The following is a 14739-nucleotide window of genomic DNA, read 5'->3' as shown; positions in this document are numbered from 1 at the left end:
GGAAAGACAGCGGACGTCTTAAAAGGATTGTTTAGAATGCATTAAGGATGATGCACAACCACAAGGATGTGGTCTGTCTCCTCGGGATACCAATTTACTTTTCCACTTATCAGTAAGCGTTTATCCGTCTCAAATCACATCTTTAGCTCACCCATAGTGTTAAATTTGGCTCCCATAGGGCTGTATTTCGCAACGATCAAATATGTTCTTTGTCTGGGGTAAGGGTGTGCTAATACTTTGAGAAATGATAAATTTAGGTTTGTTCTCAAAAAATAAAGTGTGGCGATTGGGTACTTGGTGCGAATGAGACTTAGTTGATGAGTATTCAAGCGCATGGGTTTTATTTTCAGGGGGAAAAAACAATGATGAAGCTGAGCGTTTAATAAGCTGTTTTGCTTTATCCATCGATTTATAAAAAACAGGTTCCGCAACAATATCGTGTATCCCACCGATAATAGCACCCACCGCTCCCAGAAGAACACTCCAGCCGACCAAGGTGAAAGGACCGCCAACCATAAAGCCTAAAGTTAAACCTATAACGGCACCAATAATTGTTCCTCGGCCCGTACCAACGGCAATGCGCTGGGTCCAGGGTAGGGTGTCGGCACTCATCGCTTTTTCATCTGGCTCTATTTTACGGGCTAGACAGATAATTAATAACCCTGCAAACCAGCCAACGAGGCTCCCAAGAGCTGAACCAAGCAGGACGCAATGAACTAATGCCGCTCCAGGACAGAATGCATAAGCAAGTACAATACCGATGTAGCTAAAAAAATTAGCAGTGCTACGGGCAGCATAAGACCAACTGTTTTCAGTAGTGCTAGAGACTCCCCAAGACTTCTCAAAATAAGAAGATATAGTTTGACCACAAAAACCTAAGCCCAGACCTGCGATAATTGATAGGGAACTGGCCCCAAGCGCAATGGCAATTTCGGCACTGAGGCCTGGAAGAAGCGCCGGTCCTAAAAGTCCTCCTAAAACTGTGCCTAGAGCCATGCCAAGAGTTAGGCCGCAGCGTACGTAATTATTATTAAACAGGGAGCGATCTTCACTAACCAAAATGCCTCGAGCTTTGTCTTCCTCTTTATTACGTGTCAGGTAATTGATCAGCGGTACACACGCCATGACCGCAAAAAAGGTTGCCACTGCGGCAATGGCACTGTAGAGGGTTATGTTGCTTGTGCTGGTCAGGGTGTCACAATCATCGAGGTAGGATACTAGCCCACCAATAAATTGTCCCAGAGACGTCCCTAAAACAAGCGCTGTTTTAGCATATTTGGACCATCCTTCAGTTCCCATTTGCGCATCAAGACTTTCTGCGTCTTGCTCTAGGTTGCTCTCATAGTGGTGAATAATAAAGGCAAATAAACCGATCATCGAGCCCATCAACATGCTGTGCAGAGAAAAGGATAGTTTGCGATTAGATAAACTATGGTTTAGTGAAGCAAAAATAATTCCTAAAGAAGAGCCTAAGCTTGCGAGGGTTTTTAAGTTTCGATATAGGGGATTTTTTGCATTGGGTTTCGTATATAAATCAAAATGCATACAAATCCGATGAATTAATTGCTCACCTAATACCCAACAAATAAAGGTGGCAATGGTGTTGCTCATGCTGAGCTTCATGCTGGGATCGCCGTCGATATCCTCCAGCACGTAATAGAGGGCTATTGCTATGGCTCCGGTCATCGGTTTTGCTAATTCAACATAGCGTGCTTGATAGTTTGCTGTTTCTTTTAATACTAGGCCCATGTTTATTAATCCCACTATTAATTGATATTGGCTATCTTTTTTTCTTACTGACAGCTAGATAAGCATTTGGCCCGCATAATAAATTGATATAAAATAATAAACAATGACCAATTTTAGAATCATATTGATGCAAAATTTGCATGAATCGATTGGGGGTATAAAATGACTGATTTTATAATTAGTGATGCCTTGGTGTTTTTAAGCGTGGCGGAAGAGGGAAGTTTTGCGGCGGCGGCTAAAAAACTATTTATTTCTTCTTCAGTGATTAGCAAACGCATTAGCCGCTTGGAAAATCAACTTCGAGTGCAATTGATTCAACGAACCACGCGCACCATGGCCCTCACCGAAAGTGGCCAACTCTTTTATGAGCATTGCAAACGGATTAAATCGGAAATTAATGATGCTGCGGATAAAATCCAACAACAACACCAAATCCCATCAGGGCTTCTGCGTATCAACGCCCCGATGAGTTTTGGCCAGGTACACCTTATTCCGGCTGTGAATGATTTTCTCGCTTTGTATCCTGAAATGAAAATCGAATTAATTCTTGGTAGCCAATATGCGAATTTTATTTATAAAGGCTTAGATCTGGCTATTTTCATCAATGATTTGCCGGATACTTCTTTATTAAAATCGCGAAAGATTGCTCTTCGCAATAGTGGTGTTTATGGTTCTCCAGACTATTTTGCACGATTTGGCATGCCTGAAATCCCCGAAGATCTAACCCAGCACAACTGCCTTATTTATCAATCAGAACCTGGGAATTCCTTAGGAATTGGACAAAAACATGAATGGCGTTTTTATGATGAAAAAGATAAATTGAGTATTCCTGTATCGGGGAATCTGCGCATTAATAGCAATCAAGGCTTGGTAAAAGCTGCATTAGCGGGGGTTGGTTTAGTTAAGTTATCGAGTTTTATGGTTACGGAAGAAGTTAAAGCGGGTCGTTTAATTAGTGTGTTAAATGATTATTGTGAGCATGATATTAATATTCATGCCGCTTATCCGAACCAACGTTATTTGCCCTCTAAAGTCCGAGTGTTTATTGATTTTCTTTTGGAACGTTTTGATGCGGAAAATTATTGGAAGAGTATAGGGTAGTTATCGATGCGATAGCTCATATTAGCACAGTATAATACGGCTCCAGTTGAGTTTTTATATTTAATCCATTACTGAAAAAGCACTAAAGAAAAGTGGTCTTTACTCCAATTATCCCTTTGGGTATCGGGATAATTCATACAGTTCTAGCGCAGGATAGTGTATAATAAAGCCACAATTAATTTCGGTATTTAAAGTGAGTTCATATGAGTTATGTAATTTCTGCTCTTTATAAATTTGTATTATTAAGTGACTATCTGCAGTTACAAGAGCCTTTATTAAATTTTATGAAACTTAATCACATCAGAGGTAGTTTATTATTGGCTGCAGAGGGTATAAATGGCACTGTTGCAGGAACCAGGGAAGCAATCGATGCTCTTTATGGTTGGTTTAATGAACACAGTGCTTTGGCGAATATTGTTCATAAAGAATCTTTTGCTGATGAAATCCCCTTTAATCGAACCAAAGTAAAATTGAAAAAAGAAATTGTTACTATGGGCGTGGAAGGAGTATCTCCTAGTGATGTAGTTGGAACTTATGTAAAACCTGAGGAATGGAATGCATTAATTAGTTCTCCTGATGTTACGGTCATTGACACGCGAAATGATTACGAAGTACAAATCGGGACTTTTAAAAACGCAATCAATCCCAATACCACCTCTTTTCGTGAATTTCCTCAATATGTAGCAGAGAACCTATCACCTGCAACGCATAAGAAGGTTGCAATGTATTGTACTGGTGGCATTCGTTGTGAAAAATCCACAGCGTATTTAAAAATGCTCGGTTTTGAAGAAGTCTATCATTTGGAAGGCGGGATTTTAAAATACCTCGAAGAAGTACCCGCAGAAGAATCATTATGGGAAGGGGAGTGTTTTGTATTTGATGATCGCGTTGCTGTAAATCATTCATTGGAAAAAGGTAGTTATGAACAATGTCATGCCTGTCGTTTGCCGATTAGTGAAGAAGACATGCGCAGTGAGTCTTATGTTCAAGGGGTGAGCTGTCCTCATTGTGTTGATCAACATACAGAGATACAAAAACAACGCCATCAAGAACGAGAAAAGCAAAATCAGTTAGCAAAAGCACGTGGTGAAACACACATTGGTGGCGATGTCGCTGCAATTATTCAGACACGTAAAGAAATGAAACAAAATCAGCGCAGAGCGAATGCAACAGAGTAACATGCACTGAGCAAAAGCGTAGGCTGGACTGAAAAGTCCAGCAACTACCCTTCGTGCTCTTCCCAATGCTCCAGGATCATCAAGTTAAGAGAACTATCTTGTCTGAATTTCCAATGCCTTTATTCATCCCTTCTTACCCAGTAGTTTCTCAAGCCCATTTTGCAACCTGAGGGTATGGACTAAAAAAGTCACATGCATTTTTATTAGGAATGGGCTATTCCCAAAATTCTTGTCCACTTAATTAACTGTTAATTCCTGGTATTTAAACTCCTTTCTTCTATCAATAAAGGAAAATATCAATGTCTATTTCTCAGTTACTCGAGGCACTTATTCGTATTAGAAAACAAATAGGTACTTGCCCTATCCCTCCCCAATCAATGCCCGTACCTAGGCAACATAGTATTCAAGAAAAATTTGCAGCTAAGTGTGATCTGGCGCTCACTGAACTGACAAAGTTAGAAGAATCGATACTCATAGAATACGGGGCGCAGGGAGCTGAGTTTTTACAAATAACGCTACACGAATTAAACTTTCCTAAAGTGCTACAAGAGCAACTCAATTCTGACGTAAAGTTTATTCTTCCATGCTCGCTGTCAGGAAAACTCTTGCCTTTATGTGAAATGGCTTATCAAAACGAACAAAATGGTCTAGCAATTGATCATGCTGATAAATTGGCTAAGATTTTTGAAAAGTACCAAGACGTTTTTGATTATTTAATAAAATTTAAAACGCAAAATACGTTTGAGCATTTCTTTCATGATGCCTGTCTTTTCGAATTACCTGATGTAGAGACTTGCAATTTTGACGTGTGGAAAAAATTAGCCAATACTCATCTAGCTAATCCTTCTTTCAGAGCTTTATTACCTCATGCAACAGAAATTGAGGTCTTTTGCGCCACGGGAAATAGACAGAAAAATATACAAACAAATACCCAGGCGGTAGAGGATAAAATAAAGGAAATTGCGAAGACAAGCAAAACTTATAAAGTCCTTAAAACAAACCCATCACCAACGCAACAAGCAACACGAGACGAAGAGTTAGCCAATTTAAGCATGAAGAGCATGCAATTGAGTCATGAATTGGCGCAGCTTTGTAAAGGCATGTCATTGATGCATTGTAATATGACTATTTTAGATGCTTTTTATAAGGAATATCAAAGGGAATGTAAAGATCATCAAACGTTGGTTAAATACGGCATTTCGAAAGCCAGTATCAGAGAGTTTAATCAGTTAATTCCTCGCAACGATGATGTTCTTATTCCTAATTTATTTATCAAGATAGCGGATGAAGGCTATGAAAATTATTACCTGAAAAAATTAGATGTTATGGACAAAGAGGGGGCTGCGCTAGCTGCTTGCCTGGGAAAAATAACGCATTGTTGCCAATACATTGGTGGGGCTGGCTCTAGTTGTGCAGTAGATGGTATTAGTTCGCCCCATAGTGGTTTTTATGTTTTATGCAGAGGAAATCCAAACGCTCCCGCTCTGAGTGATGAAATTATAGCCCAATCTTGGACATGGCGAAGTAAAGATAATGCGCTGGTTTTTGATTCGATTGAAGTGAATAAAAATGAACCGTATTGTCCCATCATGCCTTTCTTTAATCAACTGACAAAAGAACTAATTACTCAGGGGCATACTCATAAAGTAGTTTGTGGCTCAGGCTCAGGTATTGCTAGGTATCAAGGAGTTATTGATAATTCGGCGAGCATAGAGAAATGTGTGGATTACACAGGTTATAGTGATGCATCAACACAACGTGTTTTAGCCGATGTGAATAAGCCTTTTCTTTTCTGTAAATCAGAGTATCAGACGAAGTCTTTAATAATAGAACTGCTTACGAGTGGAACTCCTTTTAACGAGAATCGGATGTTACACGATTTTATTTATTATTTATTATGTAATAAAAAAAATTTATTGGAGTTTACTTACGCGCTTCTAACTGAGTCACTCAGGGATAAAAAAGCGGAGCTGGATGCACTAATCATTACTGTTTTAAGCACCTCCGATTTTCTTAATAACATCAGCAATATTCAATGGTTATGGAGCACTCTCCCGGAGAAGCATATTCTTATTTTTGAGGCTATTAAAAATAATCTTCCGAATATCATTAAAAGTAGTCATGATTTTTGTGCTTTGTTCCCAATAGTGTCGGTGGAACAGCAGAACGAACTCTTTAATTTAGTGAAAAAAAATCTCCGGGAAATGATAAAGGGGGATAAGTATGCGTGTGCGGAAGTACTGACTCTTCTGTCTAAGGAGCAACGCGCAGAGCTTTTTGACCTCTTAAAAAATGACCTTTCTAACCTTATTACAGATAGTTATGAATTGGATATGTTATTTAGATGTTTAATTCCAGCACAACGTATTGAAGTATGGCATATCATGAAAGACAAGTTGTCAAGTGTCCTTAACGCTCAGGGACTCGTTAATGCACTTAATGAGTTTTCTCCTGGAGAAATTGCGTTATTAGATAAGATTATAAAAGAAATTCTCCCCGAGATAATTAAAACCCGGAAGGAGTTTAATTCGATTCTTGATTTGCCTCCCGAAAAAAGTAGTGTAGTTTTAGAGAGTATTAAAAGCAGTTTTCCTTATATTATTAAGAATGGTGAGCAATTAGGCGCAGTAATTAAGCTTCTCCCTAAGCGCCACACAGAGATCTTAGAGATAATGAGTGCTTCTTTAAGAGATCTGATTGGACACTGCGATGAATTTATTGAAATTTTTAAGGAGCTTGCTGACGATAATCGCTTGGTTTTTTTCCGCAGTTTAAAAAAGGGAGTGCCTTTTCTAATTAATAATATGGACGACTTTGAGGCAATGCAGGCATCTCTTTCTTTGATCTTAAATGAACCACGAAAAACATTGCTTGAGGTAATGGGGACGCATCTTCACCGCACCATTAGAACCCATGATGATTTTATTAAAATGCTTACTTATTTGTCTCCAGAACAATATGATGCTTTGTGTGAACAAATGCAAGACTCACTAGACAGGATAGTACATACTACAGAGGAGTTGCGGGCTGTGCTTCACCATTTTACGCCTGTACAAATTCTTAATATATGCACGAATATACAATTCCGCCAGCCTGAACTAATTAAAACTATTGATGATTTTGCTCTATTTTTAACACGTGTGCCTCAAGGGGAAATTTATACCGCTTATAAGAAAATTAAATTTAGCTTATACGGGCTACTTAATAGCAGTAACGATTTAGCTACAATACTTCAACCACTTCCATTGGCATCAATAAAGGAAATTTGCCGTGATTTAGGTAGGGATATTCCGTACTTAATTCAGAATGGTAAAGATGTTTTATGCGTGTTTCAGCCCTTAGCTCCAGAGCAAATCAACGTTGTCGGTACTTTGATTAAAGAACATTTGCTCAAAATCATCAACAACAGCAATCAGTTTAGCGTAATGATTACTTCTCTGAAGCCAAACCAGATTATTGCTGTATGTGGCGTGATGGAAAAAAATATGCCGCGAATCATCAATAACAAGGAGGATTTAATTAAAATACTTAAACCTCTGGCACCAGAGCAGATTAATGCTCTTTGTATTGCGCAAAAAGACCGTTTGCTAAAACTAGTAAAGGCTCAAGCTATCTTGGGAATAATTCGTGCCAATATTTCAGAGGAACAAGCCAAGGCCTTAATCAGATTAGTCGACTTTTCAAGCTCAGCGCATAACAGTACGAATAATCAGTATTCGTTCTTTTCCAGCGGGGTATGTGAAATGGACAGCACTAGTTGCAGTGAGGCATCCTTTAAATTGTAAACTGGTATTAAAACCTTGGTTGCAGTAAGGAACATTTAACGATTCGCTTAGAATACTGTTGGGCTCTTCATCGCGTTACAATAAGAGCCCGCTTCTTTGGGAGGTCATCTCATGGATGGCTATCAAAAGCTTTTTAAGCGATTTTTGAATGTTTTTGAGTACTTTTCTTAAAAAAACGGTCAAAATAGCTGCTTACCACCCGAGTTATCTGTCTTGCTTTTGGGTGTATGTGAATGACGTAATTGCTAACCGCCACCAGGCCATCTCGCACTAAACCGTCTAACAAATTAAGCTCTTCGTCAAAATAATTAAACGGATAATTAAACAGTTCGCACTGTTCTTTGAGATCCACTTTCAAATAACACATAATCTCATCGATAATCTTTTTTCTTAATTGATCTTCAATAGAAATCTCTATGCCGCGTGTGATGGGTAATTGATGATTTAATATGTCACTTTTATACTGTTTTAGCTCTGAAGTATTTTGGGCATAGCCGTTGCCTAATTGACTGATTGATGAAATGCCAAGACCAATGAGATGTGGCGCGCGCTCTATACTATACCCTTGAAAATTCCGTTTGAGTGTTTTGGTATTTAACGCACGGGTCATTGCATCGGAGGGGGTGGCGAAATGATCCAGGCCAATGGGTAAATAACCTCGTTGCTTTAGTTTTTCAGATGCGGTGACAAACATTTCTATTCGTGTGGTGTTATTCGGGAGGTCTTTTTCTTGAATAAGTTGCATATGTTTTTTCATCCAATGGACATGAGCATAGGCAAAAAGGGAGATTCGATTGGGATTTAACAGAAAGATGGCGTCTATATTGTTTTTAATACTTTCTATTGTTTGTTTGGGCAATCCATAAATCAAATCCAGGTTGATGTTGTTCATTCCATGCTGTCTAAAAAGATTAACGCAGGATTGCACTAACTCAAATGACTGCACTCGATTAATTGCCTGTTGAACTTCAAGATTAAAATCTTGGGCACCAATACTCACCCGATTTACCCCGGCACTGGCATAGGCTTTTACCTTTTCTGCATCGACGGTACGCGGATCAACCTCTATGGCTATTTCCGCGTGAGGCGATACATTAAATAAGTTGTGAATGCTGTTCATCAAATCTAAAAAGAGTGGTGATGGCAATATTGTGGGCGAGCCACCACCAAAATGAATGTGGGTCACCCTGGTGCTAGATAAGCGTGCGGCGACTAAAGCTATTTCTTGCTTTACAAGGTGAATATAGGCCCCCAGAGATGAATCCTTATTGGAGACTTTAGTCGCGCATCCGCAATACCAGCATAATTGCCGGCAAAAGGGAATATGAATATAAAGTGACAGCTTGTCTTGGGCTGGGAGTGTGCTTAGCCATTGTGAATAAATCGCACTGTTAATCTCAGGAGAAAAATGAGGGGCAGTGGGGTAGCTCGTGTATCTTGGAATCTGACCCTCATAATTTAGGATTAATTGCTCGGAAATATCATTTAAAAACATGCCATCACCATTGTTATAAAGAGACTTTGTGACACTAGGAATTCCGGGTTCGGCCATCCCCACCTAGATGCGGATACCAGTCCATATTTATCCATTCTTATCGGGTTCCCCGTTTTTTTGCTCCCTTAGCTCCAGCCACATTGCATTTAATATTGCAAAGGAGCAGGCGAGCCCTGTTCCAAGAATCCAGGAAAAATACCACATTATCTTCTCCTCAGTGTTAATATGAAGCATGTTGTTCCGTAACGGTTTTTTCATTGACCTTGCCGCGAAGGACACGATAAACCCATGCGGTGTATGCCAGAATAATCGGTAGAAAAATTACGGTTGCAATCAGCATAATAAATAAAGTCATTTGGCTTGAAGAACTATCCCAGACCATTAAGCTGTGATTAGGATGCGTTGATGAGGGCAAAATGAAAGGAAACATGCTTACCCCTACAGTTGCGATTAATGAGCCGACACTTAAACTACTTAATATAAAAGCGATGACCGTTTTCTTGGTTAATAGAATGGCCAGCCAGGCACAGACAATACTCAAAAGAGGCACCAATAACATACTTGCTATCGTTTTATAATTAGTGAACCAAGCGCCAACTTGCATCCCCACTTCTTTATACAAGGGATTGGATGGGCCATCGTGTGGCATTGCGCTTGTCAAGGCATAACCCTCGAGCGTTTTAGTCCAAAATCCCATGATGATGAATAAGATAGTCATCAATAAAGCAGTATAACGTGCGCTTTTTCTCGCTTTCTGCTGCAAGGTACCTTCTGTTTTTACTTGCAGAAAAAATGCGCCATGCATGGCGAGCATGAATACGGCAAGGACGCCACAGCCGAGCGCGTAAGGGTTTAGTAACTGTAAAAAAGTACCGGTATACATTGCTCTTAAACTGTCGTCATAATGAAAGGGGACGCCCTGAAGTACATTACCTACAGCTACGCCGAAAATTAGTGTAGGCACTAATCCGCCGATAAAAAGGAGCCAATCCCAAGTAGATCTCCAGGTAGGATTATCCAGTTTAGAGCGATATTTAAAGCCAACGGGTCTTAAAATCAAGGATAATAAAACCACTAACATGGCCAAATAGAAGCCTGAAAAAGATAAAGCATAAAGATCGGGCCAAGCTGCAAAAATTGCTCCACCACCGAGAATAAACCAGACCTGATTGCCCTCCCAAGTGGGTCCTATCGTATTAATTAAAATACGACGTTCGGTATCTGTTTTCGCAAGCCAGGGTAACCATATGGCAACCCCTAGGTCAAAACCATCCATAATCGCAAAGCCAATTAATAAAATGCCTAGTAAAAACCACCAGATTATTCTTAATGTTTCATAATCTAAAATCATGTTCCCCTCCGTAATGAAAGTTTGCATTAATAAGCTTGCGAAGGTTCTACTCAAGAACCATTCCATCTGGGCCAAGGCGAATGTATTTAACCATTAGGTACAGCTCCACCACGGCCAGGATGGTATAAAACAATACAAATCCTGTTAATGAGGTCAGAACCTGATTCGTTGATAAACTGGATGCTCCCATAAAAGTTGGTAGGACTCCTTGTACCACCCAAGGTTGGCGTCCGTACTCAGCAACTACCCAGCCTAGTTCCGCGGCAACCCATGGCAGTGGTAAAGAATAAAATGCCATCCGGTGGTACCAGCACGTGCTGTGTAGCTTGTTTTTCGCGGCGAGATAAAAACCCAAGGCAAATAGCAGGATAAAATAAAAACCACAGGCAACCATGATTCTGAATGAGAAAAAGAGCGGTGCCACTTTGGGTTTTAAGTCATTTGCGGCTTTGCTTATTTGTTCTTCAGTCGCGTCGTTAATATTGGAGGCGTATTTCTTAAGTAAAAGGGCATAGCCTAAATTTTTAACATGGCTTTGTAATTGTTCTTGGGCATCTTTATTATCGGGCTCATGCTGCAAGATGCTTAATGCATTGTAGGCGAGCAGACCATCTTTGATCCGGTTTTTACCCTCTTCAATTAATTCATTAATACCCTGCAACGGGGTGTTGAATGAACGGGTGGCGATAATGCCTAAGGCATAGGGAATTTTAAGGGCGTATTTAGTTGTTCTGGTTTGCTCATCTGGGATGCCAAAAAGAGTTAAGCTAGCGGGGGCTTTCTCGGTTTCCCACATGGACTCCATAGCCGCAACTTTCATCTTCTGATCTTCATTGGCAAGATAGCCACTCTCATCGCCAAGAACCACGACGGATAAGGCTGCTGCTAAACCAAAAGTGGTGGCAACCGTCATGGAGCGTTTTGCAAAATCTTTATTGCGATTTTTCAACATAAAATAGGCACTAATGGAGAGCACAAACATCGACCCGGTAACGTATCCTGCACTGATTGTATGCACAAATTTTGCTTGGCCCACCGGATTAAATAAAATATCAAAAAAGCTGCTTACCTCCATGCGCATGGTTTGATAATCAAAATAGGCCCCAACGGGATTTTGCATCCAGCCATTAGCGATTAAAATCCATAGTGCCGATAAATTAGTACCTAAAGCCAGCAGCCAGGTACATGCTAAATGTTGCCGTTTAGATAAACGCTCCCAGCCAAAGAAAAATAACCCGACAAAAGTCGCCTCTAGGAAGAATGCCATTAAACCTTCAATGGCTAATGGGGCACCAAACACATCGCCCACGTATCGAGAATAGTAGGACCAGTTTGTGCCAAACTCAAACTCCATGGTTAAGCCAGTAGCCACACCCAGAACGAAATTAATTCCGAACAAGACACCCCAATATTTAACCATCTTTCGCCAAATCTCTTTACCGGTCATGACGTAAACGGTTTCCATAATGGCTAAGAGAACTGAAAATCCTAGGGTCAGAGGAACAAATAAGAAATGGTATAATGCAGTTAATGCAAATTGTAATCGAGACAGGTCAACTACCTCAGTTGCTGGAATCATTTAAATACCTCTTGTTTCTTGATGAGAGCTGGCTTTTCTGCTGAGCCGAGGAACCACTGATCACCCTTTTCCAGTGGGAGATGCATTGTGCGAACACAAACCCACCACAGCAAAAAGAGAAGCAGTAATTTGAATGCTAAGGTCAAAGAAATATCGCGTGTAATTGGTTTGATGATGCGTGCTCCGTAATATTGGCCATCAGCTAATCTAACTTTCTGCCTTTTAGCTTTGTTTCATTTTATATGCAGCCTTCCTGCAAATACCCTGATATACATCATGGAAAAATGTAAAAAGGTATAAAACAAGCTAAACTATGCAAATGAGCAATTTACGGTGTTCTGATGCACACAAAAGATAATCAATCCTGTTCGTACTGTGGATTCTCGCCTTTTTGCACGTCAGAGGAGGCTAATTCGCGATGGGTAAATCAAGTTAATGCGGCAGTTAGCCAAGAGCATGTTCTTAAAAAAAAGCAGTCTTTGTATTTTCCTCAGACCAACTTTCATAGCTTGTATGCGGTTAAAGCAGGTTGTTTAAAGACTTATGAAGTGGATAAAGAAGGTAATGAATTACTGCGCGGCTTTTATTTTGTCGGTGAGATCCTGGGTTTTGAGGCCATTGCCCGTGGAAATTATCTTTACTCTGCGGTTGCGCTTTCGGATGCACTGGTTTGTGAAATTCCTTATACTCATTTTCTTGAATTGTTGCGTTCTCATTCCAGTTTACAGCAGCACATTTTGTATTTAATTAGTCAGCAATTAGCTACAGGTTCTTATTTAAACTTCGTGACAGCAGAGCAGCGTTTAGCCGCTTTTCTCATTGACTTGTCGACGCGATTAGTTGTGTGTGATCAACGAATAGAATTTCTTTTGCCGATGTCTCGTCAAGATATTGGAAATTACCTGGGATTAACTGCAGAAACGATTAGCCGCACGTTTACCCAATTCAAAAATAATGAAATTATTTCTATTGAACAGAAGAAAATTCAGTTGCTTCAACTCCAGCAGCTTAAATCACTTGCCGGAATAGTGAATTGATTGCAGTAGTTGCGTTTTTCCTCATATGTGGCCCAATTAAGCAATGGCGTGATGTATTAGAGAAAAGGTGAAACCAAATTTCTCAGTATGAGCTCATTCTACTCACCCATACCGCTCAAAGAAAAATTTAATACATAATGTACTATTATTAAATTAAATGAACTATTTTTTTCACAAAAGCCATGTCTAACACAAACACTGATAATGATTTAATAGAATTGTTTATTACGCAAAATGGTCCTCAACTGGAAAAGGCAATACATGAGAAAACCGTGATGCTGGAACCACCGGTCGCTCTTGAAGCGGGTCCATTGAATAAAGATAAAGCCACAATCCAACTTGAAAAAGTTATTAAAGCGTTTCTCACAGCTCAGGCAGATCCAGAAAAACCGCCCATTGAATTTACTATAGACAGCAAGCGAATTTACACCGTCCTCGACGGTCATAAAGTAGATGTAAGTGCTTTATTATTAAATGCAAACCTCTCTCATTTATCTTTTAGTATGCAAGATGCGGATAATTATATGATTTATATCAATAAAAAGGATATAGAGTTTGGTCCTTCACTACTTGAAGTCGAGGGAACTCCTACTATGGACGATTATCAAAAACGTGAAGCGAACAGTCCTCATCCTAACGCTCTTAAAGAATTAAATCTTGCAGAAAAAACAGCCATCAATATTTATACGGGTGGTTTTTATAAGCCTTGTAATGATTTACTCAGGGGGCTTACGGAGGGCTTACCAGAAATAAGCTCAAAAGAATTAGGCGAAATATTAGCTACAGTAACAATGAGTTGTGTGGGTTTAAATAAAATTTCTGAATCGACTACTTCTTATAGTTTTCGTGTTGAAGAACATCGTGGAGCAGAGTTTTCGCAAAATAGAATTAGTGCAGTCCAAAAAGGTGGTTCCGTAATGAACGAATCTGCATTTTTTAGTACTGCTTCTGGACTTCCCAGTGATCCATTTGTTACCGAAATGAACAAGGAATTGATGCTATCTGGTGCAGGTAATGCAGTTCTTTTGTCAGGATTAATAGGAAAATATGTTGCAGCTATTTCAAAACAACCCGATGAAAACGAATATTTAATTCCTCCCACCCAAATGCAATGGACCGGACATTATCAAACACCTGAGGGCGCAAATTTCTTTATTGCCAACCCTGTTAGAACACCTACGCTCGCTTTAACTGCGGAACAATTGAAAGGGTTTTCCCCGACAGCCACCCCAGAGTCAGTGAAGCCAGCTAAAGAGGCTCCAATCATGACGGACTCTCCTGACAATATAGCATCCACAAATGATTTTAAACAAAAACTTCATAATATAAGAGTACTTAATGAATCAAATGACGAAGACAGCGATAATCATTTTAATCCTTAAAATTTATAATATTTCTGTACAGGAATATTGTCTATTTCACCAAATAGACTTATAATTCTACAATCAACCCTTAAATAAGACG

General features: G+C 39.7%; 10 protein-coding genes and 1 pseudogene. 5 read left to right on the top strand and 6 right to left on the bottom strand.

What is annotated here, in order from left to right:
• Positions 1–159: 159 nt before the first annotated feature.
• Complete coding sequence (locus tag ACD661_RS12335) at positions 160–1749, bottom strand: hypothetical protein (protein ID WP_400188170.1); 1590 nt, start codon at positions 1747–1749, stop codon at positions 160–162.
• A 162-nt stretch (positions 1750–1911) separates the two neighbouring features.
• Between ACD661_RS12335 and ACD661_RS12330 the strand changes: the two genes are divergently transcribed.
• From ACD661_RS12330 to ACD661_RS12320, 3 genes and pseudogenes are all read left to right on the top strand, one after another.
• Positions 1912–2850, top strand: coding sequence for a LysR family transcriptional regulator (locus tag ACD661_RS12330; protein ID WP_400188169.1), 939 nt, complete (start codon positions 1912–1914; stop codon positions 2848–2850).
• 203 nt (positions 2851–3053) lie between these two features.
• Positions 3054–3764: pseudogene (gene trhO / locus ACD661_RS12325) on the top strand (oxygen-dependent tRNA uridine(34) hydroxylase TrhO); the annotation flags it as partial.
• Between the two features lie 563 nt (positions 3765–4327).
• Entirely contained in the window at positions 4328–7813 is a 3486-nt protein-coding gene (locus ACD661_RS12320) for a hypothetical protein (RefSeq protein WP_400188167.1), read from the top strand.
• Positions 7814–7946: 133 nt separating this feature from the next.
• Here ACD661_RS12320 and hemN read toward each other — a convergent pair whose 3' ends face one another.
• From hemN to ACD661_RS12295, 5 genes are read right to left on the bottom strand one after another with little or no spacing between them, the layout of a single operon-like run.
• Complete coding sequence (gene hemN, locus ACD661_RS12315) at positions 7947–9365, bottom strand: oxygen-independent coproporphyrinogen III oxidase (protein WP_400188166.1); 1419 nt, start codon at positions 9363–9365, stop codon at positions 7947–7949.
• Positions 9366–9395: 30 nt separating this feature from the next.
• Positions 9396–9512, bottom strand: coding sequence for a cytochrome bd-I oxidase subunit CydX (gene cydX, locus ACD661_RS12310; RefSeq protein ID WP_400188165.1), 117 nt, complete (start codon positions 9510–9512; stop codon positions 9396–9398).
• 16 nt (positions 9513–9528) lie between these two features.
• Positions 9529–10659 carry a cytochrome d ubiquinol oxidase subunit II gene (gene cydB / locus ACD661_RS12305; RefSeq protein WP_400188164.1) on the bottom strand — a complete coding sequence of 377 codons (1131 nt, stop codon included), beginning with the start codon at positions 10657–10659 and terminating at the stop codon, positions 9529–9531.
• A gap of 46 nt (positions 10660–10705) precedes the next feature.
• Positions 10706–12238 carry a cytochrome ubiquinol oxidase subunit I gene (locus ACD661_RS12300; RefSeq protein WP_400188163.1) on the bottom strand — a complete coding sequence of 511 codons (1533 nt, stop codon included), beginning with the start codon at positions 12236–12238 and terminating at the stop codon, positions 10706–10708.
• The gene (locus tag ACD661_RS12295; RefSeq protein ID WP_400188205.1) at positions 12235–12363 is read right to left on the bottom strand and encodes a hypothetical protein; all 129 of its coding nucleotides are present in this window, start codon (positions 12361–12363) and stop codon (positions 12235–12237) included. Before ACD661_RS12295 ends, ACD661_RS12300 begins: the two co-directional genes overlap by 4 nt.
• Positions 12364–12579: 216 nt before the next feature.
• On the opposite strand from ACD661_RS12295, the gene ACD661_RS12290 reads away from it, so the two are divergent.
• A complete protein-coding gene (locus ACD661_RS12290; RefSeq protein ID WP_400188162.1) occupies positions 12580–13275 on the top strand; it encodes a helix-turn-helix domain-containing protein in 696 nt (231 codons plus the stop codon).
• Positions 13276–13457: 182 nt separating this feature from the next.
• Positions 13458–14657: an ADP-ribosyltransferase gene (locus ACD661_RS12285; protein WP_400188161.1), complete on the top strand. Its 1200-nt coding sequence runs from the start codon at positions 13458–13460 to the stop codon at positions 14655–14657.
• Positions 14658–14739: the final 82 nt, after the last annotated feature.

This window comes from Legionella lytica (assembly GCF_044626755.1).
Lineage (GTDB): Bacteria > Pseudomonadota > Gammaproteobacteria > Legionellales > Legionellaceae > Legionella > Legionella lytica_A.
The sequence above is the reverse complement of the archived record's forward strand: the minus strand, read 5'-3'. Positions and strand labels throughout refer to the sequence as shown.